Origin of the sequence: Mycobacterium sp. TKK-01-0059, from assembly GCF_000709305.1 — a bacterium.
GTDB lineage: Bacteria > Actinomycetota > Actinomycetes > Mycobacteriales > Mycobacteriaceae > Mycobacterium > Mycobacterium intracellulare.
In genome coordinates, this window is sequence record NZ_KL446995.1 from 330,895 (window position 1) to 356,399 (window position 25,505).

The 25,505-nt window shown below is 61.7% G+C and carries 22 protein-coding genes and 1 pseudogene; 13 read left to right on the top strand and 10 right to left on the bottom strand.

Features of this window, described 5'->3' with window-relative positions; translation table 11 throughout:
* Positions 1-20: 20 nt before the first annotated feature.
* Complete coding sequence (locus tag K883_RS23400; protein ID WP_003877688.1) at positions 21-251, bottom strand: MbtH family protein; 231 nt, start codon at positions 249-251, stop codon at positions 21-23.
* Positions 252-1,118: 867 nt separating this feature from the next.
* Here K883_RS23400 and K883_RS23405 point away from each other — a divergent pair.
* The 6 genes from K883_RS23405 (at position 1,119) to K883_RS23430 (ending at position 10,083) form a co-directional block, all read left to right on the top strand.
* Entirely contained in the window at positions 1,119-1,538 is a 420-nt protein-coding gene (locus K883_RS23405; protein ID WP_036390192.1) for an MmpS family transport accessory protein, read from the top strand.
* Positions 1,535-4,429 (top strand): MMPL/RND family transporter, encoded by a 2,895-nt coding sequence (locus K883_RS23410; protein WP_009953332.1) that lies wholly within the window; start codon positions 1,535-1,537, stop codon positions 4,427-4,429. Before K883_RS23405 ends, K883_RS23410 begins: the two co-directional genes overlap by 4 nt.
* A gap of 89 nt (positions 4,430-4,518) precedes the next feature.
* Entirely contained in the window at positions 4,519-7,434 is a 2,916-nt protein-coding gene (locus tag K883_RS23415) for an MMPL/RND family transporter (RefSeq protein ID WP_009953331.1), read from the top strand.
* Between the two features lie 173 nt (positions 7,435-7,607).
* A complete protein-coding gene (locus tag K883_RS23420; protein WP_026071342.1) occupies positions 7,608-8,555 on the top strand; it encodes a daunorubicin resistance protein DrrA family ABC transporter ATP-binding protein in 948 nt (315 codons plus the stop codon).
* Complete coding sequence (locus K883_RS23425; protein ID WP_014385158.1) at positions 8,552-9,292, top strand: ABC transporter permease; 741 nt, start codon at positions 8,552-8,554, stop codon at positions 9,290-9,292. Before K883_RS23420 ends, K883_RS23425 begins: the two co-directional genes overlap by 4 nt.
* Complete coding sequence (locus tag K883_RS23430; RefSeq protein ID WP_080588026.1) at positions 9,292-10,083, top strand: ABC transporter permease; 792 nt, start codon at positions 9,292-9,294, stop codon at positions 10,081-10,083. Before K883_RS23425 ends, K883_RS23430 begins: the two co-directional genes overlap by 1 nt.
* A 54-nt stretch (positions 10,084-10,137) precedes the next feature.
* Here K883_RS23430 and K883_RS23435 read toward each other — a convergent pair whose 3' ends face one another.
* The 4 genes and pseudogenes from K883_RS23435 to K883_RS23450 all read right to left on the bottom strand — a co-directional run.
* Entirely contained in the window at positions 10,138-10,923 is a 786-nt protein-coding gene (locus K883_RS23435; protein ID WP_269153945.1) for a glycosyltransferase family 2 protein, read from the bottom strand.
* 107 nt (positions 10,924-11,030) lie between these two features.
* Complete coding sequence (locus tag K883_RS23440) at positions 11,031-11,762, bottom strand: FkbM family methyltransferase (protein WP_014380400.1); 732 nt, start codon at positions 11,760-11,762, stop codon at positions 11,031-11,033.
* 86 nt (positions 11,763-11,848) lie between these two features.
* Positions 11,849-12,811: a GDP-L-fucose synthase family protein gene (locus K883_RS23445; protein WP_036455990.1), complete on the bottom strand. Its 963-nt coding sequence runs from the start codon at positions 12,809-12,811 to the stop codon at positions 11,849-11,851.
* 7 nt (positions 12,812-12,818) lie between these two features.
* Positions 12,819-13,235, bottom strand: a pseudogene (locus tag K883_RS23450) (GDP-mannose 4,6-dehydratase); the annotation flags it as partial.
* A 66-nt stretch (positions 13,236-13,301) separates the two neighbouring features.
* On the opposite strand from K883_RS23450, the gene K883_RS23455 reads away from it, so the two are divergent.
* Positions 13,302-14,645 (top strand): IS256 family transposase, encoded by a 1,344-nt coding sequence (locus K883_RS23455; RefSeq protein ID WP_015388812.1) that lies wholly within the window; start codon positions 13,302-13,304, stop codon positions 14,643-14,645.
* Between the two features lie 67 nt (positions 14,646-14,712).
* Here K883_RS23455 and dszC read toward each other — a convergent pair whose 3' ends face one another.
* From dszC to K883_RS23480, 5 genes are all read right to left on the bottom strand, one after another.
* Entirely contained in the window at positions 14,713-15,960 is a 1,248-nt protein-coding gene (dszC, locus tag K883_RS23460; RefSeq protein ID WP_015388811.1) for a dibenzothiophene monooxygenase, read from the bottom strand.
* Positions 15,957-17,039 (bottom strand): type 2 periplasmic-binding domain-containing protein, encoded by a 1,083-nt coding sequence (locus K883_RS23465; RefSeq protein WP_020821772.1) that lies wholly within the window; start codon positions 17,037-17,039, stop codon positions 15,957-15,959. Before K883_RS23465 ends, dszC begins: the two co-directional genes overlap by 4 nt.
* Positions 17,036-18,394, bottom strand: a complete 1,359-nt coding sequence (locus K883_RS23470) for an LLM class flavin-dependent oxidoreductase (protein WP_036456163.1) — start codon at positions 18,392-18,394, stop codon at positions 17,036-17,038. Before K883_RS23470 ends, K883_RS23465 begins: the two co-directional genes overlap by 4 nt.
* Positions 18,395-18,721: 327 nt before the next feature.
* The gene (locus K883_RS23475; protein ID WP_081914405.1) at positions 18,722-19,393 is read right to left on the bottom strand and encodes a GDP-mannose 4,6-dehydratase; all 672 of its coding nucleotides are present in this window, start codon (positions 19,391-19,393) and stop codon (positions 18,722-18,724) included.
* 258 nt (positions 19,394-19,651) lie between these two features.
* Positions 19,652-20,542 carry a hypothetical protein gene (locus tag K883_RS23480; protein ID WP_036455992.1) on the bottom strand — a complete coding sequence of 297 codons (891 nt, stop codon included), beginning with the start codon at positions 20,540-20,542 and terminating at the stop codon, positions 19,652-19,654.
* A gap of 211 nt (positions 20,543-20,753) precedes the next feature.
* On the opposite strand from K883_RS23480, the gene rfbF reads away from it, so the two are divergent.
* From rfbF to K883_RS23510, 6 genes are read left to right on the top strand one after another with little or no spacing between them, the layout of a single operon-like run.
* The gene (gene rfbF, locus K883_RS23485; protein WP_026071340.1) at positions 20,754-21,527 is read left to right on the top strand and encodes a glucose-1-phosphate cytidylyltransferase; all 774 of its coding nucleotides are present in this window, start codon (positions 20,754-20,756) and stop codon (positions 21,525-21,527) included.
* Positions 21,515-22,603 carry a CDP-glucose 4,6-dehydratase gene (rfbG, locus tag K883_RS23490; protein WP_233042791.1) on the top strand — a complete coding sequence of 363 codons (1,089 nt, stop codon included), beginning with the start codon at positions 21,515-21,517 and terminating at the stop codon, positions 22,601-22,603. Before rfbF ends, rfbG begins: the two co-directional genes overlap by 13 nt.
* Positions 22,588-23,151, top strand: coding sequence for a dTDP-4-dehydrorhamnose 3,5-epimerase family protein (locus tag K883_RS23495; protein WP_231119624.1), 564 nt, complete (start codon positions 22,588-22,590; stop codon positions 23,149-23,151). The genes rfbG and K883_RS23495 overlap by 16 nt, the downstream gene beginning before the upstream one ends.
* Entirely contained in the window at positions 23,148-24,371 is a 1,224-nt protein-coding gene (locus tag K883_RS23500; RefSeq protein WP_255358946.1) for a class I SAM-dependent methyltransferase, read from the top strand. Before K883_RS23495 ends, K883_RS23500 begins: the two co-directional genes overlap by 4 nt.
* Positions 24,368-24,691 (top strand): DegT/DnrJ/EryC1/StrS family aminotransferase, encoded by a 324-nt coding sequence (locus K883_RS23505; protein ID WP_036455995.1) that lies wholly within the window; start codon positions 24,368-24,370, stop codon positions 24,689-24,691. The genes K883_RS23500 and K883_RS23505 overlap by 4 nt, the downstream gene beginning before the upstream one ends.
* Positions 24,688-25,488: an NAD-dependent epimerase/dehydratase family protein gene (locus K883_RS23510; protein WP_036455996.1), complete on the top strand. Its 801-nt coding sequence runs from the start codon at positions 24,688-24,690 to the stop codon at positions 25,486-25,488. The genes K883_RS23505 and K883_RS23510 overlap by 4 nt, the downstream gene beginning before the upstream one ends.
* Positions 25,489-25,505: the final 17 nt, after the last annotated feature.

A 25,505-nucleotide genomic window follows, 5' to 3' on the forward strand; every position in this document is an offset into this window, starting at 1 on the left:
CCGCCCCGTACCCCGGCTGGTTACTGGTCAAAACCCCGACCCGTTGCGAGCTTGTCCCGCAGGCTCTTCGGCCTGATGTCGGGCCAATGTTGCTCGATGTACTCCAAACACGCAGCTCGGTCGGCTTCCCCGTGTACCACTCGCCAACCCGCTGGAACATCGGCGAAGGCCGGCCACAAGCTGTGTTGCTCCTCGTCGTTCACCAGGACGAAAAAGCTGCCGTTGTCGTCGTCGAATGGATTGATGCTCACAATTCTCCAGATAGATAGTGGACATGAGTGGAACAGGTCCAAACCATAGTGGAGGGCAACACTGCCCGTCGGCGGTTTGGGGAAAGTTCCTGGTGTGGCCGAGAAGGTCTTGGCGCCACCGAATGATTGGTGTGCGAAGGGGCCCCGATGCCCCTGAATTCGCTCCAGTGACCTGCATCAATGGCGGTTGATGCGAAATATCGCTATTGGGGCAGGCACGTCCTTCAGGCCGATGAAGTTTTTGTGCTCGTCGACACACATCCTAGCCGAACGCGTGACGGCCGCGAAAATCACCCGGAGGCGAAGCTGCCGCCTCCCGGCAGGGCATGTTGAACCCTCCCGGCCGGTGACACGTGACGACTGCTGTGCTTAGGTGGTTGCGCGGCGTTGGCGACCGCTGCCCGGGGCGGAGGGGTCAGCAAAACGCCGTTTACGCAGGTGGAATCGGTCACGATCCCGTATCGCGTTGCCAAAGCACTGATACGGAAGCGACGGGCGTGGTTTACTCATCAAGACCTGGTCGCGTTCCCCGGGGGCGGGGCTCGCATGAGGTAACGGAGACACGACTGGTCGGCGACGTACACCGCATCAAGGCGCCGCAGTCTGGCGTGTTGCTACCGGTCTGTAGTTGCATGTTCGGGTGGCGGAGCCCGCGCGGACATGAAGACGGCTGAAGGGGGTGCAGTGGTCGAATCCGACGTGCGGGCCCGGCCCGACAACACCATCGCGGAAGGACGAGAAATTAGCCAACCGTCTGGCCGGAGACGCGGTTTCTTGGGCTTTGCTCGCCGATCTTCGCCTGAACCCACACAGCAAACTGGCCGTCAAACGAATCGATCCCAAAAGAGTGCCGCAGTTCTCAGCCTGCTGAAGCGGCTGTGGATCCCGTTGGTGATCGTGGCGGTGGTTATTGCCGGGGGCATGACCGTTTCGCGGTTGCACGGCGTATTCGGTTCCGAGCACCGCCCGTCGTACGCCGAATCGCGGCAGCAGGACACTAAACCGTTCAACCCCAAGCACGTGAAATACGAGGTCTTCGGCCCGGCGGGGACGATGGCCGACATCAGCTACTTTGACGCCAACGGCGAGCCGAACCACATCACCGGCATCGTGCTGCCGTGGACGTTCGACATCTCGACCACGTTGCCGTCAATCGTGGGAAACGTAGTGGCGCAGGGCAATAGCGACACTCTTGGCTGCCGCATCGTGGTGGACGGCGTTGTCAAGACCGAGAGGATCTCGCACCAATTGAACGCATTCACCTACTGCGTGTTGACTGCCACATGAGTACCGAGCAATTGGAGACCCAGCAGCCCGCCGCGCGATCACGGGTGGCGCGGATCATCCACCGGTTGTCGGTGCCCATCATCTTGGGTTGGCTTGGCATCGCGGTCCTCATCAGCGTCGCCGTCCCCTCACTGGAGCAGGTTTCGGCTGAGCATGCGGTATCGCTAAGTCCTTTGGGCGCACCGTCGTTCAAGGCGATGGAGCGGCTGGGCGAGGATTTCAAGGAGACCAATACCGGCGCCATGGCCATGGTCCTGTTGGAGGGTCAACAGCAACTGGGCGACGACGCGCACACGTATTACACGCGTTTGGTTCGCCAGTTAGAGGCCGATCACACGCACGTGCAGCATGTCCAGGATTTCTGGGGCGACCCGCTTACCCGCGGCGCCGCGCAAAGCCAGGACGGCAAGGCCGCATACGTTCAGGTGAACCTGAACGGCAACGCGGGCGCGGCCGCGGGCGACGAATCTGTGGCCGCAGTCAGAAAGATCGTGCAGGAGGCTTCTCCCCCGCCCGGGCTCAAGGTCTATGTCACCGGTCCCGCGGCCATCGTCGCGGACATGAACGCCGCCGGCGCGAAGACGGTCGCGCTGGTGACTTTGGCCAGCCTTTGCGTGATTTTCCTGACGTTGCTGATCGTTTATCGATCGATTGTCACCGTCATCCTTCTGTTGCTCATCGTCGGCCTGGAATTGCAGATCGCGCGCGGTATGGTCGCGCTTCTCGGCCATCTCGGGCTGGTCGGCCTTACCACCTTTGCCGTCAACTTGCTGGTCGCGGCGGTCATCGCGACGGGAACCGACTACGGCATTTTCTTCGTCGGCCGATATCAAGAGGCTCGGCAGGCCGGCGAAAGTCGCGAAGACGCCTTCTACACCACATTCGCCGGGGTCGCGAAGGTTGTGTTGGCCTCCGGCTTGACCATCGCCGGCGCGGTGCTCTGCCTCAGCTTCACCCGTCTGCCCTTTTTCCAACCGCTCGGTATACCGTGCGCGGTCGGCATAGCGGTTGCGGTGCTAATTGCGCTGACGCTGGGGCCGGCGCTGCTGGCCGCCGGAGCCCGGTTCGGCCTGTTCGAGCCTCGGCGGGCGGTCTCGGCCCGCCGGTGGCGACGGATCGGCACGGCCATCGTCCGGTGGCCGGCGCCCATTCTGGTTGCGTCGTTGGCCGTTGCGCTGATCGGCCTGTTGGCCTTGCCGAATTACCACCCGAGCTACGACGACCAGAAATTCATTCCGCAAAGCATTCCCGCCAATGTGGGGTACGCCGCGGCGGCGCGGCACTTTCCGGGCCAGCGAATGCAGATGCCCGAGATTCTGTTGGTCGAGACCGATCACGATTTGCGCAATCCGACCGATATGTTGGTGATCAACAAACTCGCCAAGGCCGTGCTTGCTGTCCCGGGTATTGCCACAGTGCAGACCGTCACCCGCCCCGAAGGTGTGCCCCTGCAACACACCACGATTCCGTGGATCATCAGCATGGGTCAGGCCAGCCAGATGCAGAACATGGCCTTTCAAAAAGACCGCATGAACGACATGCTCGTCCAGGCCAACGAGCTGGGAAAAATGATCGGCATCATGCAGCACATGCTGGGTCTGATGAAAGAGCTCGTCGCCACCACTCACCACATGGTCCAGACGACGCATGAAATGCAGGACATCACGTCGGAGCTACGCGATCATATTTCGGATTTCGAGGATTTCTGGCGGCCCCTACGCAACTACTTCTATTGGGAAAAACACTGCTACGACATTCCGATCTGCTTCTCGCTGAGGTCGATTTTCGACACGCTCGACGGCGTGGACTTGATCAGCGACAAGCTGCAGGAGATGGTGAAAAACCTCGATCAGCTCGACGCGATCCTGCCGCAGCTGGTCATGCAGATCCCGCCGATGATCGAAACCATGTCCGGCATGCGCAGCATGATGCTGACCATGCACAGCACCATGTCCGGGGTCATGGGTCAGATGGATTCGAGCGCCAAGGATCCGAGTGTCATGGGCCAGGCATTCGATGCCTCCAGAAACGACGATTCCTTCTACCTCCCGCCGGGGATCATCAACGGCTCCGACGCCTTCAAACGGGTCGAGAAGGTGTTCATGTCGCCGGACGGGAAGGACTTCCGTCTGCTCATCTCGCAGCGGGGTGACCCGGCGACACCCGAGGGCCTCTCGCGGGTGGAACAGATCAAGACGGCGGCCGAAGAATCGCTCAAGGGGACCCCCCTCGAAAACGCCAAGATCTACCTCACCGGCACGGCGGCGATCACCAAAGATTTGGTGGACGGGTCCAAGTTCGACCTCCTGATCGCCGGCGTCTCCGCGCTCTGCCTCATTTTCATCATCATGCTGATCATGACGCGAAGTTTTATCGCCGCCATGGTGATCGTCGGCACGGTTTTGCTGTCCCTCGGCGCGTCCTTCGGGCTATCCGTATTGGTCTGGCAGTACCTCCTGGGCATGCAGTTGCACTGGACGGTGCTGTCCACCTCGGTGATCGTGCTGTTGGCGGTCGGCTCCGACTACAACCTGCTACTGGTCTCCCGTATGAAGGAGGAATTGTCCGCCGGGATCCACACCGGCATCATTCGCGCCATGGGCGGCACCGGCAAGGTCGTGACGAACGCCGGCCTGGTGTTCGCGTTCACCATGGCCTCAATGGTGGTCAGCGACCTGCGCAGCATCGCCCAATTGGGCACCACGATCGGTTTGGGACTGTTGTTCGACACGTTGGTGGTGCGTGCGTTCATGACGCCCTCTGTGGCTGCGTTGCTGGGGCGTTGGTTCTGGTGGCCACAGCTGGTGCGTCCCCGCCCCGCCAGCACGATGCTGCGGCCCACGGGGCCTCGTCCGTTGGTGCGTTCGTTGCTGCTGAAGCAGTCGCAGTAAGTGGCGGCTTTCCACTTCAGGATGGGAACAGCAACCGTGGGGAACATCGTGACGCAGGGCGATAGCGCCGCAGACACGCTGGGGGCCGCATGACGACCCAAGGAACTCGGCCTCCCCGCATCGCGCGGAACATCCGTCGCTTTTCGGCGCTCATCATCATCGGGTGGGTAGCGCTGACCCTGCTGGTGACCTTCGGCGTCCCGCGGCTCGAGATCGTGGGCCAACAGCATTCGGTGCCGCTGGCCCCACAGGACGCCCCGGCCGTCCAGGCCATGCAGCGCATGGGCCGGGACTTCAAGGAATCGGACTCCGACAGCTTCGCGATGCTGGTGATCGAGGGGCAGCAGCAGCTCGGCGACTCGGCACACGCCTACTACGACAAGTTGGTTCGCGAACTCAAGAGCGACACCAAGCACATCGAGCACGTGCAGGATTTGTGGGGAGACCGCCTCACCGCGGCGGGTGCCCAGAGTCCCGACGGCAAGGCCGTCTATGTGCAGTTGAACCTGGCGGGTAATCAAGGCACCACGCAGGGTCAGGAATCCGTGGCGGCGATCCGCGACATCATCGCGCGGACGCCACCGCCTCCCGGCATTCAGGCCTATGTCACCGGCCCGGCGGCGCTTTTTTCCGATATGCAGCTCGCCGGTGACCGATCCATTCTGAAAATGACGATGATCGGCGCCTTGATCATTTTCATCGTGCTGCTTTTCGTGTACCGCTCGGTCATTACCGTCATTCTTTTGTTGCTGACGGTGGGCATCGAAGTTTTTGCCGCGCGGGGTGTCATCGCCTTTATCGCCGATCACAACTTCATTGCCCTGTCGACGTTTGCCGTGAACTTGCTGGTCGCGCTGGCGATGGCCGCCGGGACCGACTACGCCATTTTCTTCTTCGGCCGCTATCAAGAGGCGCGCCAGGCCGGCGAGGACCGGGAAACCGCGTTTTTCACCACCTATCGCAGCGTCTCCCCCGTGGTCCTGGGTTCGGGTCTGACGATCGCCGGGGCGATGTTGTGCCTGAGCTTCACCCGCATGCCCATCTTCCAAACCATGGGTCTGCCTTGCTCTTTGGGCATGCTGATTTCGGTCCTGATCGCTTTGACGCTGGTTCCGGCGGTTCTGACCGTCGGCGGTGGTGTCGGGTTATTCGACCCGAAGCGCACGATCGGGTTCGGCCGCTGGCGCCGCATCGGCACGGCAATCGTCCGCTGGCCCGCACCTATCCTGTGCGCGACGATAGCGATCGCCATTGTCGGCCTGGCCACTTTGCCCGGATACAAGACGAGCTACAACAACCGGTTGTACATGCCCAACAGCGTTCCCGCCAACGTCGGGTACGCGGCCGCCGATCGTCATTTCAATCAATCGCGGATGATGCCCGAAATCGTGATGATCGAGGCCGATCACGACATGCGGAATTCGGCGGACTTCCTGGTGCTGCACAGGCTTGCCAAGGCAGTCTTCGGGGTTCACGGTATTTCTCGGGTGCAGGGCATCACGCGGCCGGAGGGAACGCCGATCCAGCACACGTCGATTCCGTTTTTGCTCAGCATGCAACAGGCGATGATGAGCCAGGACATCAAGTACATGCAGCTGCGTATGGATGACATGCTCGTCCAGGCGGACATGATGGCGAAACAAATCGAGATCATGAAGCGCATCTACGAATTGCAATCGCGCATGACCGACATCACGCACGATACCATCGAGAAGACCAAGGAAATGGCCGAAGTCATTTATGACCTACGAGGCCATGTGTCCGACTTCGAGGATTTTTTCCGGCCGCTGCGCAACTACTTCTATTGGGAAAAGCATTGCTATGACATCCCGATATGCTGGTCATTGAGAAGCATATTCGACACGCTCGACGGCATCGATACACTCAGCGACAAACTGACGGATCTTCTCAAAGATCTCGACAATATGGACAAGCTGATGCCGCAGCTGCTCGAGCAGTACCCGCCGATGATCGCCATGTCGGAGGACATGCGACAGATGATGCTGACCAATCACAGCACCATGTCCGGGATCATCGGCCAGATGGACAGCAATAACAAGGACGCCGTTGCCATGGGCGAGGCGTTCGACGCCTCCAAGAATGATGACTCGTTCTACCTGCCGCCGGACATCTTCGAGAATGCGGACTTCAAGAAAGCGATGAGCCAATTCTTGTCGCCCGATGGAAAGGCCGCCCGCTTCATCATTTCCCACCGCGGCGACCCGGCAACGTCCGAGAGCGTGGCCCGCATCGACAAGATCAGGCAGGCGGCCGAAGAGGCGCTCAAGAACACGCCGCTGGAAAACGCCAAGATCAATATCGCGGGCACCGCGTCGACCTTCAAGGACTTCCGGGACGGTTCGACCTACGACCTCTTGATCGCCGGCGTTGGCGCGCTGTGTCTGATCTTCATCATCATGCTCATCATCACCCGAAGTTTTATCGCCGCCCTTGTCATCGTGGGCACGGTGACCCTTTCGTTGGGCGCCTCGTTCGGGTTGTCGGTGCTGATCTGGCAGTACATCTTCGGCATCGAGCTGTATTGGATGGTGCTGCCGATGTCGGTCATCGTCTTGCTGGCGGTCGGCTCGGACTACAACCTGCTGCTGGTGTCCCGCATGAAAGAGGAAATAGCCGCCGGCATCAACACGGGCATCATTCGGGCGATGGGCGGCACCGGAAAGGTCGTGACGAACGCGGGCCTGGTGTTCGCATTCACCATGGCATCGATGGTGGTCAGCGACTTGCGCATCATCGGTCAGGTGGGTACCACGATCGGCCTGGGCCTGATGTTCGACACCTTAATCGTGCGCTCGTTCATGACGCCCACCATCGCGGCGCTGCTCGGGCGGTGGTTCTGGTGGCCGCTGTTGGTTCGGCCGCGGCCGGCAAGCCTGCTGCTTCGCTCGGTGGGCACGCGCCCCTCCGTGCGCACCCTGCTGCGCGAGGACGACGACGCGGACGCCCCCACGGCCGAGATCCCGATTGCCAGGCCGACCGTCTAGGTGTTCCTAGTCGTTTCGCTGTCCCGGATAGCGAGGCGGTCGATGTCCTCCGCGCAATAGCGCGGCGAGAAAGATTGGACGCCAATGAGTTTGCTTCAAGCCCATCCCCTCCCCCACATCGTCATCTGTCGATACCGTCAGCACGCCGTTACGCACCGTGAAATACTCCTACCGTGAGCCCACTTGCTATTGAGGTTGTAGGCCTCACAAAGACATTCGGGCGAGACACGATCGCGCTCAATGGCGTGGACTTCTCGGTTCAGGCCGGGACGGTATGCGGGCTGCTGGGCCATAATGGCGCCGGCAAGACCACCACGATCAACATCCTGTCCACGTTGATTCGCCCCAGTTCGGGTCGCGCCAGCGTTGCCGGGTATGACCTCGCGCGCCAGCCCGCCGAGGTGCGGGCCAGCATCGGAATGGCTGGACAGTTCACCGGAATGGATCCCATGCTGACGGGCCGGGAGAACCTGGTGTTGTTTGGCCGGCTGCGCGGATTGAATCGGCGACAGGCGAAGGCGCGCGCCGACGAACTGCTTGAGCAGTTCGACCTGACTGCCGCCGCCGACCGTCGGATGTCGACCTACTCCGGCGGCATGTTTCGGCGCGTCGATTTGGCCAGTGCGTTGGTGGTGCCGCCGCAGGTGCTCTTCCTGGACGAACCGACCACCGGGCTGGACCCACGCAGCCGCCGTGATGTATGGGCCTTGGTGAGTTCGCTGACTGTGGAGGGCATCACGGTGCTGCTGACCACGCAGTACCTGGAAGAGGCCGACGTGTTGAGCGACTCGATCGTCGTCATCGACCACGGGCAGGTGATCGCCAGCGGCACCGCCGAGGAACTCAAGCGCGCAGTGGGTGCCAGCTACTGCCAGGTGACGCCAGCCAATCCCGCCGATCTGCCCCGCGTCGCCGAAGCGCTTACCGGCCTCGACGGCGTCGATATCGACACCGACTCGAGTTCGGTGTCGGTGTTCGCGCCCGACGGCGTGGCGACGCTGGTCGAAGTATTCCGTCGGGTCGACGCGCTCGGGCTCGAACTCGCGGATATCTCGCTGCGTAAGCCCTCGCTCGACGAAGCATTCCTGCACCTCACCGAGCAGACCGCAATCCGGCCATGAGCGCCCTTGCCGCCCTCACCGAACGGTCGCTGATGTCGGCGGCACGCGACGGTGAGATGATCTTTGAAGTCCTTTCCCCCGCAGCGTATTTGGCGGGGTTCAGTGTGGCGCTACACGGCCTGATCGACACTGGGCCCGTCAGTTATACGCAGTACTTTCTGCCCGCGGTGGTCGCCCAGTCGATGATTTTCGTAGGGTTGATGACGGCGGATCGTGCTGCGCGTGACCGTCTGTATGGGCTCGGTGAGCGAATACGGACCCTGCCGGTCGCAGCGGCAGCCACGGTGACCGCCCGCGTAGCAGCCACTCTGATGCGGGGCACGCTCTGCCTCGTAGTGGCGATGGTGGCCGGCTATGCGTTCGGTTTCCGCTTAACCGGTGGATTGGGCAACGCGATAGCTTTCCTGATCATTGCGCTGCTGCTGTGCTTAGCCGTAACGCTCGGCGCCGACGCGCTGGGATCGCGCGCACAAACTGTCCAAGGCGCCAGTCACCTCCTCTTCGTGCCCCAACTGTTGTTGTTCATGCTGTCCACCGGGATCGCCCCCGAGAAAACCTTCCCCGGCTGGTTGCGCCCCTATGTTCGCAACCAGCCGGTGTCACAGTTCGCCGAAACATTGCGTGGCCTGGCGAGCGGGCATGTGATATTTAGCAATATGGCAGCCACTCTGGCGTGGTGTTTGGGCATGGTGCTGGTCTTTGGGACGCTTACGTTGCGGATGCAGAGGCGTGGCTAGTGACGCATCGACTCGAGACCCAGGGGTCGTTGGTGACCGAGAGTTGGGTGCAGGCCGCTCGGCTCCTTCTCAGGTGGCGGCGCGACCAAGCGGTCCTAATGGGGTCGCTGTTGCTCCCAGTCTTCCTCTTGTTCTGCTACCAAATCGTGCTAGGCGAGCAGGTGCACAAAGTCACCGGCGTCGACAGCGTTTACGGCGTGGTCCCCATGTGCGCGGTGATATCCGCTTTGTTCGGCTCGCTTGGCAATTCCGTCGGCATCACCATGGACCGCCAGTCGCGGCTGATCAGCCGGATGTGGATTCTGCCGATACATCGGGCGAGCGCGCTCATCGGGTGGTTAACCGCCGAGGTCGTGCGGGCATTCATCGGCACGATCCTCATTACCGTGATCGGGCTCGGGTTAGGGCTCCGCTTTAATCAGGGCTGGCATGCGGCACTGCTTTTTATTCTGATCCCGTCGGTCGTGGTGAGCGGGTTCACTGCGTTGGTGATGGCACTGGCTGTCCGCAACAACGGTCGGACCGCAATGACGTGGTTGTTGGGACTCACATTCACCATGGCGTTCGTCAACCCGGGCGCGACTCCAATCAGCACATTCCCGGGCTGGGTCCGTCCTTTGATCCGCATGCAACCAATCTCGCCACCCATTGAGACGATGCGAGCCTTGGCTTACGGGGGGCCGATCGCGTTGCCGTTCGCGATAACCGTTGCCTGGGCAGTCGTGCTGCTCGCGGTGTTCATTCCGGTAGCCGTGCGCGGCTATCGGCTGGCCGCCGAAGCCAGCGCTTAGACGTCCGGGACACACGATCGCCGCCCGACGAACGGGCATGGCAACAAGCGTGCGCTACTGCTGTGCCCGCGCCTTCGATGCGGCTCTGGACCTGATCAGCAAGGCGCGCAACGCCAGTCGACGGTTCTCTTTTTTCCGGAAGAAGACCAGCATCCGGCCGCACGTCTCCCAGGCGGCCACCCAAAAATACATCGGCAGCCTCTTTCTAAATTCCCTATCGGTGCTCTGCCTCATACTGAGCCCGGTCATGTCGTTGTATTCCGCGATGACGATGTCCATGTATCGGGTCACCAGCGCCGGGTTGGAGAAGCAGCGGATGTTGAAATCCCAATCAGCCCAAACCGGATAGCGCAAGTTGTAGGGACCGATGCCGTCAAAGAGCTTGCGGCGGTAAAAGATTGACTGGTGGCACAGGTTCGTCTCAAACAGCAGACGATCGAGATCGAAGGCGCCGGCGTGTCGGGCTCCGGTTGAGCGCATGACGACATCGCCATAGACCAGGTCGCTGGGCTCATGCCTGCGAATGAAGGCGGCCACAAGCTCCAGAGTGGCCGACTCCAGCAGGGTGTCATCGGATCCCAGGAAGAGCACCCATTCCCCGGTGGCCATTCCGACGCCACGATTCATGGCGTCGTAGGGGCCTTGGTCTGGGCCGCTGTGGATGACCAGGCGTTCACCAAGGTCAGCGCCAAAACCATTCGCGATGTCGACGGTTCCATCTGTCGAAGCGCCGTCTACGAGTACCAGTTCGTAGTCGGTGTACGTCTGGCGGGCAATGCTTTCGATGCACGCCTGTAGAGTCGCGGCCGAGTTGAACGTGGGGACGATGATCGAAAACATTGGTGCACTCATGACGCTACTTCACGGCTTTCGAATTGGCCGTCGGTCGGAGCCATAGACACTTTATCTGGATTCGATTCAGGCGACAGAACAAATGCATTGTCAAGTCAATCCTTCTCACGCAAGAATACACCGTCTGCCTGCAGCATCCGGCCGTCCCGCGGATCGATAAAACAGGGTAGTAATCCGGTTAGCGTAAAACCCATGGAATAGGCCCACTCGAGCGCTTCCGGGATAAGCATGCTCCCTTCATACAAGGGCAGAAAAGAAAGTTCGAGTTGCATGCCCACACAACTGTTGGCGAGCGTCGTTTCACTACCGGCGAGCACTTGCTTCTCGAAACCTTGGACGTCGATCTTCAGGAAAGTCACATCGGTTGGCCGCAAAATTTCTGACGCCACAGAGTCAAGCCGATACACGGCGACGTCTTCGACGCCAACGTAATTCGCTGGCGGAAAGGCATCTTGATGGCTTTTCAGCATCGGCAACACGGAACTACTCTGAGCAGCATTGCCTGCGATGTTCACCGACACCGTGCCGTCGGCGTCCCCCAGTGCGTGCCTCCGGCAATCCCAAAGTGGGTCCTTTGACGCCCTTCTTTCCAACGTCGCAAAAGGCTGCGAGAGGGGTTCGAACGAGATCATGCGACCCTGGTAGCCCGCTTTGCGGAGGCCGGCAGCGTATTGCCCCGTGTTTGAGCCTATGTCGAAAACTACATTCACATTAAGCGATTCGAGCTGTTTGACGAACTTGCGTTTCCAATTGCGTTCGGAGAAGTAGCGCAACAATTCGGAAGGCGCGGCACGCGCGATCAAACGAACCTGATCCAGCAATTGCATCGCATAACACTAACATGCGAATGGCCGAGGAGAATGCCCCTTCGGGGGAACCGACGTCCAGATATGCGTCTAGTACGCGCTCTGCTCTATTGCCGGGCCGCAGCTGCGTTCGCACGGTACCACGCCACCGTTGCCTCAATGCCGTCGCGCAGGGAGATTTTGGGCTGCCATCCCAGGCCTCGTAACGCTGAGACGTCCAGCAGCTTGCGCGGCGTTCCGTCCGGTTTCGTTTGGTCCCAGCGCGTTTCGCCCACATAGCCAACCGCGGTGGCAACCATCTCGGCAATCTCGCTGATGCTGTGATCGACACCGGTACCCACGTTGACGTGATCTGGGCCGTCAAAATGTTCGAGAAGGTACAGGCACGCGTTGGCTAAGTCATCGACATGCAACAACTCTCGCTGTGGGGTGCCGGTGCCCCAGTTCGTCACGCTTGGGGCTCCGCTTGCCTTCGCCTCCTCGTATCTGCGGATGAGCGCCGGCAGCAGGTGCGAACCCGAAGGAGAAAAATTGTCGTCGGGTCCGTAGAGATTGGTTGGCATCGCCGAAATCCACGACAAGCCATATTGACGCCGAACCGCTTGCACCTGAAGGATTCCCGCGATCTTTGCAATCGCATAGGCGTCGTTTGTCGGCTCCAGCGGGCCGGTGAGCAGCGCGCTCTCCGGGATCGGCTGAGGAGCGAATTTCGGGTAGATGCAGGAGGAGCCGAGGAACAGCAACCGTGGCACCCTCGCCGCCACCGCGGCATCGAGCAGGTTGACCTGGATCTGCAGGTTTTCGGACAGGAAATCGGCGGGATAGGTGTCATTGGCCATGATGCCACCGACCCTGGCCGCGGCATCGATGACGATCTGCGGCCTTGACTCGAGAACGAAGTCAAATGTTGCGGCCCGGTCCATCAAGTCGAGATCGCTGTGCGACCGCACAAGAAGATTCGTGAACCCTTCGGACTGAAACCTGCGCACCAAGGCGGAGCCGACCAGGCCGCGGTGCCCTGCGATGTATACCGGCGAAGTGCGGTCAAGGACGCCGACTGCAGAGTTCATACTCGGGTCATTTCCAGCCAGCGAGGACCGGCTTGTCGATCCATGGCTTTCCGTCGCATTCCAAAGCGGCGATGTCCGCCTCGACCATGATCCGCGCCAATTCGCCACTGTGCACGGAAGCCTTCCATCCGAGCGACTGGGCGGCTTTGGTGGCATCGCCGATCAGTGAATCGACTTCGGTGGGACGCAGATAGCGGTCGTCAAACTTCACATACTTTTGCCAGTCGAGGCCGGCATGTTCGAATGCGGTCTGGGCAAACTCGCGCACGCTGTAACCACGACCTGTCGCCAGGACAAAGTCGTCGGGCTCAGGAGCCTGCAGCATCCGCCACATACCCTCGACATATTCGGGCGCGTACCCCCAGTCACGAACGGCATCGAGGTTGCCTAGATAGACATCTGACTGGGTTGTGTCCCTCCAGCGGTGTAAAAGGGTTCGGACGTAGGTTCCCTCGAAGACCAGCAAGTCTGAAGGAAGGAACCCACGTCCGTGTCGAAGAGGATATCGCCTGCGCAGCGGTTGCAGGCAGAAATTGATGAGGTGTTCGCCGGCGGCGAGGACCTGGCGGGTGCGATCGAGCAGGTCGCGGTGCTCGGCGCCCGGTTGCTGTTGCAGGCCGCGATCGAGGCCGAGGTGACCGCGTTTTTGGGCCGGGACCGCTATGAGCGGGCCGCAGGCAGTGCGGGCGCCCGCGCCGGGATGCGCAACGGGTACTGCCCGACCACGGTGAAAACCACCGCCGGCCCGGTGACGCTGGAGCGGCCGAAGGTGCGCGGCACCGCCGAGCGCTTCGCCTCCCAGTTGTTCGGTAAGGGGGTGACCAAGACCAACGCGCTGGAGTCGCTGGTGATCGCCGGGTTCGTGCGCGGACTGTCGACACGCGATGTGCAGGCCACCTTGACCGAGGCGCTCGGCGAGACCGCCGCGGTGTCGAAATCGACGGTGTCGCGCATCTGCGAAGACATCCGCGACCAGTTCGAGGCCTGGAGCGCTCGCCGGCTCGACGACATCGAGCTGGATTACCTGTTCCTCGACGGCAGCCACTTCAAATACCACGCCAACGCGTCGGCCGACCCGGTGCTGGCCGCGTGGGGTATCGACACCGACGGCAACCCGGTGTTCGTCGGGCTGGAGGCCGCTTCAAGCGAGTCCGGTGACGCGTGGGAGGGGTTTTTGACCGGGCTCGGTGAGCGTGGGTTGGCGTGTCCGCTGCTGGTGGTCAGCGACGGTGCGGCCGGGTTGATCGGCGCGGTCGAGCGCACCATGGGCGCGGCGCTGCGGCAGCGGTGTCTGGTGCATCGCGCCAGAAACGTGTTGGCCAAGGTGCCCAAGAACGCCCAAGCGGAGGTCAAGGCCGACTACTGGTCGATCTTCGAGGTGCCCGACACGATCGAGCCCGGCCCCGACGCGGTCGGGTATGTGCAGAAGCGGCTCGACGTGTTCGAAAGGCGTTGGCGCGACTCCTATCCGGCAGCGGTGCGGTGTCTGCTCAGCGACCGTGACTCGCTGACGGCCTACCTGCGGTTCCCGCGTGAGCACTGGACCCGGGTGCGGCACTCCAATTTCATCGAGCGGACGTTCGGTGAGACCCGCCGCCGGGTCAAGGTCATCGGTCGGCTGCCCGGCGAGGTTTCCTGTCTGAAGCTGGTGTGGGCGGTGCTCGATCGCGCCTCGGCCGGGTGGCGAGGGTTCACCATGACACCGGCCGGGCTGCGGCTGCTGGCCAACCTGCGCAGGTCGCTGCATGACCCACTTTCCGAACTCCCGCAACGGAATTCGGGAGTTCACGCCGAAACCGGCGTGGCGCCAACCGATTCAGCTGCCACCGCATAGAATCGATTGTCACAGGCCGACTATTCGTTTCAGGTGGGGAGCGAGCCTTCTCCCCACCCGAACGTGGCTATGACGTGAAGCCGGGCACCGGGTAGCGGCCGTTGAGTATGTAGTTGCCGACTTCGGCGATCTTGTAGGAGACCGGGTCGTGCAGGGTATGGGTGCGGATGTTTCTCCAGAATCGGTCGAATCCGTACCGGGGGTGTGTGCCGCGGGCTCCGATGACCTCGAAGATGCGGCTGGTGATGTCGAGGGCGACCTGTGAGGTCAACGCCTTAACGCCGGACACGCGGACCATGAGCTCACCGCGATCCTCGGCGGTCAGTTGTCGGCCTTTGTCCCAGACGGTTTGCAACAGTCGCGCGGCGTCTCGCGCGGCGGCGTCCGCGCCTTGGTAGGCAATGCCCATTTCGCCGTAGGCGCGCACGACGTAGGGATCCTCGACCGCCTGGGTGACACCGGCTGGTGTCCACGGGCGGGCTTGGGTTCGGGTGTAGTCGCGCGCGGCGTCGAGCGCCCCCTGCGCGATCCCAAGGTAGACGTTGGCGAAGCTCAGCTGGACCAGTGGCCCGAACAGGCTGGCGGGCTGGAACTGGAAGAAGTCATTGATGATGGCGTTGGGGCCCCCGAGAACCTCGTCAGCGCGCACCTCCACGTCGTGAAACTCCACGGTGCCACTGTCGGTGCGACGCATGCCCAGGGCGTCCCAGTCGTCGTTGACTGTGACGCCGGCTCGGTCGGTCGGGATCACCGCGGTGATGATCGATCCCTGCTGCGCTGACGCGTCTTGAACTACTCCAAAGACGAGCAGCAGGTCTGAATCCGTGGCGCCGCTGGTGAAGTGCTTGGTGCCTTCAAATCGGTAGCTTCCGTCTTCGTGGGGTGTGGCACGGACCTTCCAGTCCAGCACGTGGCTGTTGTTCTCGCTGGATGCGTTGCCGGCCCACCAGTTGTGTTGCGCCACCTGGCGGTAGACGTGCTCCGTCTGTTCGCTCGACCCCAAGAGCTCGATGAACGCGATGCACACGGTGTGGTACCCGAACAGATGACCCAAGGAGCCGTCTACTTTGGCGATCTCGCGGATCACCTCGAAGATGGTGGGCCAGTCAGCACCCCATCCCCCGAACCGTTGCGGAACTGCCAGCGACAGTAGGCCGCTGGCGCGCAGGTCCTCGCGTTCGGTGGTGGCCGATCCGCCGGCACGGTCGCGCTCGATGAGGCCGTCCTGCCATGTCCGGGCCAGATCACGCGCTACGGCAACGGGGTCGGCGAGGTCGGCTGGCCGGGGCTTCGCGGTGTTGGTCGTCAGTGTCATGATCCGTTTCCTGGTGTCGATCGGTTCAGGCTTGCGGCTAAGAACTCCGGTGCGGCCCATTGCTCAAGATCGACCGGGTGATCGATCAGGTCGTTGTCGAGGAGGAACCGCTGTGTCTGGTCCAGCAGGTTGATGGCGGATTCGTCCAGGCGTGGCACTAGGTGCTCAGCGAAGTCGGGGCCGAATCCTCGGTCGATCGCCGCGGGCGCCACGCCGAGGTTGGCGGCATGGATTGTCACCACCTCGTCGTGGTGGTGACGGGACCACTGGCCAGCGCGCACCGCGGCGTCGACGAGCCGCTGCACCAGATCGGGGTGGGTCTCGACCAGCTGCGCGCTGACCGTCCAGACGCTGGCGTATAGGTTGCGTTGGTCGCCGCTGAGGTCGGCCAGTACACGAGCGCCGTAGAGATCTTCCAGTTCGGCAGCCCACGGCAACCAGCTGAACAGCGCGTCGACTGTGCCAGCGTCTAGGACGCCGGCTTGGTGGTGGGCCACCGCGGGGAACAGATCGGCGCCCTTGACGCTGGTGGCGGCGCTCAACCGGTCCGCGGGCAGATCCACGCCGGGAGTCTCGATGGCGACCAGGTCGACATCGCCCAGTTTCACACCGCCGCGCTCCAGCGTGGACAGCAGGCCCCGAGCCTCCCAGGTGCCCAGGGCGATCAATGTCTGCCGCCACGGGTCGAGCTGGCGATAGTCACCCAGCTCGCGGCGCAAGATGCGAATCGCCGCCGCCGAGACCCCGACCCGGCGGCCCGCCAACTCGGCGGGCGACCGCACCGGACTGTCCGCGCACACGTAAAAGCCCTGAGGCCCGGCGAAGCGGGTGACGCCCAGCAGGCGGGTACGCCCCGGTGCCCGCAGCCCCTCGCTGACTAACGGCGGGATCTCCCCACCGAACCTGGTGTAGGCGGGATGGTCGTAGGTGAAGTGTAAAGCGCCCTGGGCGCCGCTCAACACCTCCAGGGCGATACCCTCCTGCGCCAACAAACCCGCTTCCAAGGCGGTCAGCAGCGCATTGGGAACCGGGCAGTTACTGTAGGCCAGGACATCACGCTCGACCGGAGTCGTGGTCATTGCACGCTCCTACCGGTGGGGCGGCTCAACCCGAGATGCTCGCGCAAGGTAGTTCCCTCGTACTCGGTGCGGAACACTCCGCGCTCCTGCAGCAACGGCACCACCTGATCAACGAACTCGTCGTAGACGCCGGGCAGATAGGCCGCAGAGATGATGAACCCGTCTGCGGCACCAGCCTCGAAATGGCTGACGAGTTGCTCGGCGATGTGCTCGGCTGTTCCCGCCCACTGCGGCACGAACCCGACGTTGGTCCCGTATCGCCGTCCCAGTTCCCCGAGCGACAAGTCGCTGCCGCCAGCGGTCGCGGAAAACATCTGCAACATGGTCGGCACATGCCGGTCACCAAGGTCGGCCACGATATCGGCGTACTTGGTGTCCAACGGATACGCCGAGAGATCAATCCCGCTATGACTCGACAGGGTCGACAGACCGACCTCAGGATGCACCAGCGAGTTGATGTATTCCAGCCGGTCTCGGGCGATGGCCGCAGTCTCTCCGAGGACCGGCATGATCGCCGTGAAAACCTTCGTCTGGTCCGGATCGCGGCCAGCGGCGGCCACATTCGCCTTGAGGTCCTGATAGGTCGCACGCATGATGTCCAGATTCGGCGAGATACTAAACACCGCTTCGGCCCACCGCCCGGCGAAGCGCCGACCGCGCGGTGACAATCCCGCCTGCAGGATAACCGGCTCGCCCTGCGGTGACCTGGGGACCTGCAACGGGCCGCGAACCGACAACCATTTGCCCTGGTGCCCAACGTATTGGACCTTTTTCGGGTCGGCAAACCGCCCGCCCGCCTTGTCCAACAGCAGAGCATCGTCGCCCCAGGAGTTCCACAGCTTCTTCACGACCTCAAGGAACTCGTCGGCACGGTCGTAGCGGATATCGTGTTCTAGGTGCTTGTCGACCCCGAAATTGCGCGCCTCCGAGTCGTTAAGCGACGTCACCACATTCCAGGACACCCGGCCATCCGACAGATGGTCCAGCGTCGCGAAGATCCGCGCGACGTGGTAGGGCGGGTAGTACGTCGTGGAAACCGTCGCGCCCAAACCCAATCTGTCGGTCGCCGCGGCCATTGTTGCAACAACACTGGTCGGTTCCAGGGCGATCGCGCCTTGACCGCCCAGGCCGACGCCGGTCTGAAGATCCCCACCGTAACTGTCTTCGATCGCCAAACCGTCCGGCAAAAACAACAAATCGAACTTCCCGCGTTCCAACGTCCGAGCGATCCGCTTGTAATACTCACCGCTGAGAAAGCCATTCGTAGCGCCCACGTGACGCCACGCACCGTGGGCGTGGGTCACGTTGCCAGCCGAGAAAAACCCAGCGAGGTGCAGTTGACGGCCTTGGGGCACGGTCGTGGTCAAAGATGTCCTCCCGTTCGAGGAGTGGGCGGTCCGATCGAGTATCTATTCACGAGCCATCAGCAGCACAGGGTTAAAACCTCGATGATTCCGGTGATTCCTTTCCATCGCGCCGGGGTGATCGGATGCACGGTCTGTCGGACACAACGGTCGACTTGCCACCGACGGGACTTCCAACTGCTGCAACGGATTCGACCGGCAATCCGAAACCGGCGTCAGTGAGCATTGAGGCGATCTAAGTAAGACCAAGACATGCTCGCCGTGGCGGCATCCAATTCGTCAGCGATCGCATAAAATCACCAACGCAAAACAGGGAGCCTACGTGACGCCCCTTTTACACCGCTCCTGGGACATCACCTCTGACTGGTCGCCGGCTTTGATGCGCGCAACTGCTCGCGTGATCTTTCGGGTCACGAATGTTTCGCCGCGCCTGGGCGATTCGTGGTTGAACAAGATGCCGTTCACCGCGAACAAACCGTACGCTTCTCGGTAGTTGCGTGTCGCCCAGTAAGAGAAGACTTTTGCCGCGCCGTATGGTGAGCGCGGATAAAATGGTGTCTGCTCGTTCTGCGGTGGTGGCGACGCACCGAACATCTCCGACGAGGAGGCCTGGTAAAAGCGGCAGTCGATTCGAGAGAGGCGAACGGCCTCGAGCAGTCGGATCGATCCCATGCCCGTGGTATCGCCGGTGTGCACCGGTTCGTCAAAGCTGACACGCACGTGCGACTGCGCAGCAAGGTTGTAAACCTCGTCGGGATCGATGGTGCTGAGCAAAGTGACCAATCGGGTGCCGTCGGTGAGGTCGCCGTAGTGCAAGAGTAGTCGCGCACCCGATTCATGTGGATCGACGTAGAGATGATCGATCCGGGAGGTATTGAACGTTGAAGCTCGACGGATGAGCCCGTGGACCTCGTATCCCTTAGCTAGCAGCAGCTCGGCAAGATACGAGCCGTCCTGTCCGGTGATTCCGGTTATGAGCGCTCGCTTCATAAGATCCTTACTTCTGTCGGTGCATGCTCGTCACCCAAACGTCTGGCATCCCATCATCGAAGTCGTCCCTGCTACGTCAAGAGGTCATGGTACGAGCCCCAGCTTGAATGCACGATTCTCTTAGGTGAGTCACGTCCCTGCCTGCGGCGCTTAGGCTCCCTTCACGCTTCTGTTCCAGGCTGTTTACCGGTCGCGCAGGTAGAACCTTCTGGGTCGTAATCGCCCAGCACAGTCACACGGCGAGGGGTCGATCAACACTCAGAGCTCCTCTTCGGCGCCCGTCCGGGTATTGATCACGGGCAATCCTTTTAGGGAAGCCAATCGCCGCTCGCCCCGGAGATAAGTCAGCCGGCCCTTGCTGTCCCTGGACTCGGCGAACTTGGATGTCACGTAGCCCTCCGCAGCGGTCAGGACCTTAAGTCCGTGCTGCAGGTCGGAGCGAACAAAATAAGCGTTGTTCCCTGCACTGTTGCTACCGACAAAGTCATATCCCTTGGAAGTAGCGAGGTCGCACATAGCCGGCAGCGAGGCGCCGAAGTACAGATTGTTGATGCGTGCTCTACTGAAATTCGGGTCGTAGGGGATCGTGATCGCGCGTTCGGCGCCGAACACGCTGTTGTACTCCATGATCGCGATCGCGGGTCGTACGGCAGTGAGGCCACGCCAGATCCAGTAGTCGTTGCCGTCAATGTCGATATGAAGAAGTCCGATCTCGCCTTCGAACCCATGATCCAGCATCAACTGGTTGATATTTTCTACCGTCACGAAGGCGCATGCGCTCTGGAGATCATGGCGCCACGAAATCTCGTCGCGCTTGATGACGGCGACGTTTCGATCGGAGCTATCCATCACCAGTCCGCGCCAGTTGTCGTTCAGCAGCAGGAACCGGGTGTTGGACTCTCGGTAGTCCCCGACGCCGAATTCTACGAACGTCTCGCTCAATCCCGAAAGCCTATGGATGAGCCACTGAATGATGCCGTCGTCGCCGAATTGACTGAACACCGAGAATTCCACGTCGGCTAGGCCGTTGACGACTTCCCGTTCACGCACCTGCCACGCGAGCCCGCGGCCAACCAGAGTGCGCTGCCTAGCTTCGCCCGCCGTCAGGGCTTGCGCGAGGAGGGCCAGCGGATTGAGATTGAGTTCCACGTGAGTCCTATTCCCGCTGCCCGCACCCGTCGCGGGCCGATCCGCGATCTCTCGGTCAGCAACTTTATTCTTAGCAAAGCGTCGGCCCAAGGGGGCGCGCCGCGCCCGCACACTGGATCTAGGTAGTCAGTCAGATGTCTCGTGGCACAGTGGGCCTGGTGCGGCGCGTTAGATCCGGAAGTAGCCGACGGAGCTGTCGAAAGGGATGCCGATGAAAGCCGTATTGTTGGCCGGCGGGTTTGGTACTCGCCTGAGCGAAGAAACCACGATCCGCCCCAAACCCATGGTGGAGATCGGCGGACGACCAATCCTATGGCACATCATGAAGCTCTACTCCCACCACGGTATCCACGATTTTATTGTGTGTTGCGGTTACAAGGGGTATGTGATCAAGGAATATTTCGCCAATTATTTCCTCCACATGTCGGACGTCACTTTTGATATGTCCGCCAACAAGATGGAAGTCCACCGGCACCATGCGGAGCCCTGGCGAGTGACGCTGGTGGATACGGGTGAGAACACCCTTACGGGCGGGCGCCTCAAGCGAGTGGAAGCCTACATTCGGGATGACGAAGCGTTTTGCTTTACCTATGGTGACGGGCTGAGCGACGTGAACATCGGCGCGAGCGTCGAATTCCACCGCCAACACGGCCGCCGCGCCACGGTTACCGCGGTGCTCCCGCCGGGACGTTATGGGGCCCTGGAGTGCGCCGGTGAACAAGTAACGGGCTTTGTCGAGAAGCCGCGAGGTGATGGCGGCCTCATCAATGGCGGATTTTTCGTCCTGTCGCCCTCGGTACTCGATTACATTGAGGGCGACCAGACCTCGTGGGAAGGCCCACCCTTGACCCGTCTCGCTGCCGATGGCGAAATGATGGCCTTCGAGCATTCCGGCTTCTGGCAGCCCATGGACACGCTGCGGGACAAGAACATGCTCGAAGAACTCTGGAGTAGCGGCGAAGCGCCGTGGAAATGCTGGAATTGAACGCTTTCGGATCGGCGTATCGCGGGCGCCGCGTGTTGGTTACCGGTCATACCGGCTTCAAAGGCAGCTGGTTGTGTCTGTGGCTGCAATCGCTGGGCGCCGAAGTCACCGGCATCGCACTAGATCCGACGTCCGAGCCGAGCCATTGGAACCTACTGCAACTAGCGATCCAGGATCACCGCATCGACGTCCGCGACGAAGCGGAAGTCCGTCGGGTATTCGACACTGCAAAACCCGAGATCGTATTCCATTTGGCAGCACAGCCCTTGGTCCGTCGCTCCTACCGCGAGCCGATCGCCACCTGGGCCACCAATGTGATGGGCACTGCGCATGTGCTCGAGGCCGCCCGCCGCACACCGGACGTGCGTGCCATCGTCGTCGTCACGACCGACAAGTGTTACGAAAACCGCGAATGGCCCTGGGCGTACCGTGAACGAGACCGCCTGGGAGGTCACGATCCCTACAGCGCGTCCAAAGCCGGCGCCGAGTTGGTGGCTGCGAGCTATCGGACCGCGTTTCTGCAACAGCCGTCGGCACCGCTACTCGCAACGGCCCGCGGCGGCAATGTGATTGGCGGTGGCGACTGGTCCGAGGACCGACTGATTCCAGACCTGGTGCGTTCGGTTGCCGCCCGCGAGCCCCTCGTCATTCGCTCGCCGCACGCGACGCGACCGTGGCAGCACGTATTAGATTGCCTCAGCGGTTATCTGGTGCTGGGTCAGCGACTCGTGGCGGGCGACACTGCCTGCGCCGACGCGTGGAACTTTGGGCCGGACGGCGAAGGAAACCGGACCGTCGAGCAGGTACTCCACGATCTTGCGCACACCTGGCCGCAGCTGCGCTGGCAAGTGACATCTGATCCCCAGCCGCACGAGGCAGGCCTACTGCAACTCGACAGCGCCAAGGCGCGGATACAGTTGGGGTGGCGTCCCGTGTGGAAGCTGGACCAGGCAATCCATCACACAGCCATCTGGTATCGCCTTCTGATGGAATCGGGTGCACTGCCGAGCGCCGAGGAACTGGAGACCTACGTCGCCGATGCGGCCAGCGCGGGATTAGGTTGGGCGACAACATGAAAATCCTTGACACACCGCTGGCCGGCGTCAAGATTGCGCAATCGGTACCGCACCGGGATGCCCGCGGCGCCTTCACCCGCCTCTTCTGTGCCGAGGAACTGCAGCCCGTGCTGGGCCAGCGCCAGATCGTGCAGATCAATCACTCCCGTACCAGCAGCGTCGGCGCCGTGCGCGGCATGCATTTCCAACACCCGCCGCACGCGGAGATGAAGATGATCCGGTGCCTTCGCGGTCGGGTCGTGGACGTCGCGGTCGACCTGCGCGCCGGATCCGCGACCTTCTTGCAGTGGCACGCCGTGGAACTGACCCAGGACGACGCGCAAATGCTAGTCATTCCTGAGGGTTTCGCCCACGGCTTCCAGGTGTTGGAGCCCCACAGCGAGTTGCTCTACCTGCACACCGCGTTCTATAACCCGGCCTCCGAGGGCGGTCTACGGCACGACGATCCGCGGCTCGCCATCACGTGGCCATTGCCGCCACAAGACCTTTCGCCCCGTGACCTTTCCCATCCGCTATTGAGTGCCGATTTCACCGGAGTCGCCTTATGAAATGCCGACACTGCGACATGGCGTTGGAACACAGCTTTGTGGACCTGGGCTTTGCACCGCCTTCTAACGCCTATGTCTACGCCGAGCAGCTGTCCGATCCCGAGGTGCACTACCCGCTGCGCGTGAGGGTGTGTCACCGGTGCTGGTTGGTGCAGACCGAGGACTACGCCCAGGCTGAGGAATTGTTCAGGGCCGACTACGCCTACTTCTCCAGCACTTCGAGCAGTTGGCTCGATCACGCCGCCGACTACGCGCGCATGATCACCGACCGGTTGCAGCTTGGGCCCGAGAGTTTCGTCATCGAGGTCGCCTCTAACGACGGCTATCTTCTGAAAAACTTTGTGGCAGCGGGGATTCCCTGCCTGGGAATCGAGCCGACGGCAAGCACGGCGGCGGCTGCCGAGGCGCTGGGCATCCCAGTCATGCGGGAATTCTTCGGTGAAGCCCTAGGTCGCGGGCTGGCAGATGAAGGACGGTCGGCGGATCTGATCGCCGGCAATAATGTTTACGCACACGTGCCCGATATCAACGACTTCACCCGGGGATTGGCTGCAGCGCTCAAGCCGGAAGGCACTGTCACACTGGAATTTCCGCACCTTGTCCCATTGATCGAGCAGACCCAGTTCGACACGATCTACCACGAGCATTTCTCTTACCTGTCACTCACCGCGGTGGTCCGCATCTTCGCCGAAGCCGGCCTGCGCGTGTGGGATGTCGAGGAGCTGCCAACTCACGGCAGTAGCCTACGGGTATATGGCTGCCACACCGACGCAGCGATCGTCACAAGGGACCGCGTCGCCGCGCTGCTCGCGCGCGAGGCCGAGTTCGGGGTGACTCGGCTGGAGACCTACACCGAATTCCAGAAGCGAACCGACCGGGTGAAGGACGATCTGGTGGCCTTTCTGATCGAACAGAAGCGTGCCGGCCGACGAGTGGCCGCCTACGGAGCGGCCGCCAAAGGCAACACCTTGCTGAACTACGCCGGTATCAGGCCCGACCTGTTGCCCTACGTCTGTGACGCCGCACCATCCAAGCAAGGGAAATTCCTGCCGGGAAGCCACATTCCAATCCGCGCGCCGCAGGCGCTGTGGGAAAATTCGCCAGACTACGTGGTGATCCTGCCCAGGAACATCGCTCAGGAAGTGCGGACGCAGCTGAAAGATCTTGCCGAGGCAGGTGCGATTTTCGTGACGGCGGTTCCTGAATTGAGCTTCCTGTGAAGCCCCGTATCGCGTACACCAAGCCGTCGATCACCGACCTCGAGGTGGGCTACGCCACCGATGCCGCCGCGAACGGCTGGGGTGAGCAGTGTTATGCGTACATCGGGAGGTTCAAGAACTCGTATAAGGAGCACCTCGGCGTCAAGCACGCGATCGCCACGTCGAGTTGCACGGGCCTACTGCACATGGGCATGGCTGCGCTCGGAATCGGGCCCGGCGACGAGGTCATCATGGCCGACACCAACTGGATCGCCTCGGCGGCGCCGATCGTCCACCTGGGGGCCAAGCCCGTCTTCGTCGACATCCTCGTCTGGTCATGACTGTCGTCGTGACCGGAGCTACCGGCTTTGTCGGCCGGCAGGTGCTCAGGGAGCTGCTCGAGCGCGGTCAGCGCGTACGGGCTGTGGTTCGCGACGGCGGCGATCTACCAACGTCGGTCGATGTGGCCACGGTGAACGACCTGTTCACGACGGACATCTCCAACCTATCTGAACTGTTGGCCGGCTCCGACACACTCATCCATCTGGCCTGGTACGCCGAGCCCGGCAAGTATCTGCAATCCCCACAGAACATGGAATGCCTCACCGGCACATTGAAACTGGCCAAAGCCTTTCACGAAGCGGGGGGTAAGAGATTCGTCGGTATCGGTACCTGCGCTGAATACGACACCGCAGCAGGCGTACTGACCACTACCACCCCGCTGGCACCCACTACGCTGTACGCGGCGTGTAAGGCGTCGGCCTACATGACGCTGAGCCGCTACTTCGATGCCGACAGCTTTGCGTGGTGCCGGATCTTCTACCTGTATGGCGAGGGCGAGGATGAGCGTCGCCTGATTCCCTATGTGCGCCGGCAACTCACAGCGGGTGAAGAGGTGCTGCTATCGCGTGGGGATCAGGTCAGGGACTTCATGGACGTGAAAGACGCAGCCAGCATGATTGTGGACACCGCGCTAAGTGATCGCAAAGGCGCTGTCAACATCTGTTCAGGACAAGGAATTACAGTACGCAAACTCGTGGAAAACATAGCCGACGAGTATGGCCGTAACGATTTGCTACGTTTTGGCGCCAAACCTGACAATGCGTTTGACCCTCCGAAAGTTGTTGGTGTGCAATGAGAGATGACGATATGGGA

Bases quoted from the DNA above. Each gene is read 5' to 3' on its own strand.
- K883_RS23435 (WP_269153945.1), bottom strand. From the start codon at position 10,923: ATGTTTTCGATCATCGTCCCCACGTTCAACTCGGCCGCGACTCTACAG.
- rfbG (WP_233042791.1), top strand. From the start codon at position 21,515: ATGCTGGAATTGAACGCTTTCGGATCGGCGTATCGCGGGCGCCGCGTG.
- K883_RS23500 (WP_255358946.1), top strand. From the start codon at position 23,148: ATGAAATGCCGACACTGCGACATGGCGTTGGAACACAGCTTTGTGGAC.
- K883_RS23475 (WP_081914405.1), bottom strand. From the start codon at position 19,393: ATGAAGCGAGCGCTCATAACCGGAATCACCGGACAGGACGGCTCGTAT.
- dszC (WP_015388811.1), bottom strand. From the start codon at position 15,960: ATGACACTGACGACCAACACCGCGAAGCCCCGGCCAGCCGACCTCGCC.
- K883_RS23465 (WP_020821772.1), bottom strand. From the start codon at position 17,039: ATGACCACGACTCCGGTCGAGCGTGATGTCCTGGCCTACAGTAACTGC.
- K883_RS23415 (WP_009953331.1), top strand. From the start codon at position 4,519: ATGACGACCCAAGGAACTCGGCCTCCCCGCATCGCGCGGAACATCCGT.
- K883_RS23510 (WP_036455996.1), top strand. From the start codon at position 24,688: ATGACTGTCGTCGTGACCGGAGCTACCGGCTTTGTCGGCCGGCAGGTG.
- K883_RS23440 (WP_014380400.1), bottom strand. From the start codon at position 11,762: ATGCAATTGCTGGATCAGGTTCGTTTGATCGCGCGTGCCGCGCCTTCC.
- K883_RS23445 (WP_036455990.1), bottom strand. From the start codon at position 12,811: ATGAACTCTGCAGTCGGCGTCCTTGACCGCACTTCGCCGGTATACATC.
- rfbF (WP_026071340.1), top strand. From the start codon at position 20,754: ATGAAAGCCGTATTGTTGGCCGGCGGGTTTGGTACTCGCCTGAGCGAA.
- K883_RS23425 (WP_014385158.1), top strand. From the start codon at position 8,552: ATGAGCGCCCTTGCCGCCCTCACCGAACGGTCGCTGATGTCGGCGGCA.
- K883_RS23410 (WP_009953332.1), top strand. From the start codon at position 1,535: ATGAGTACCGAGCAATTGGAGACCCAGCAGCCCGCCGCGCGATCACGG.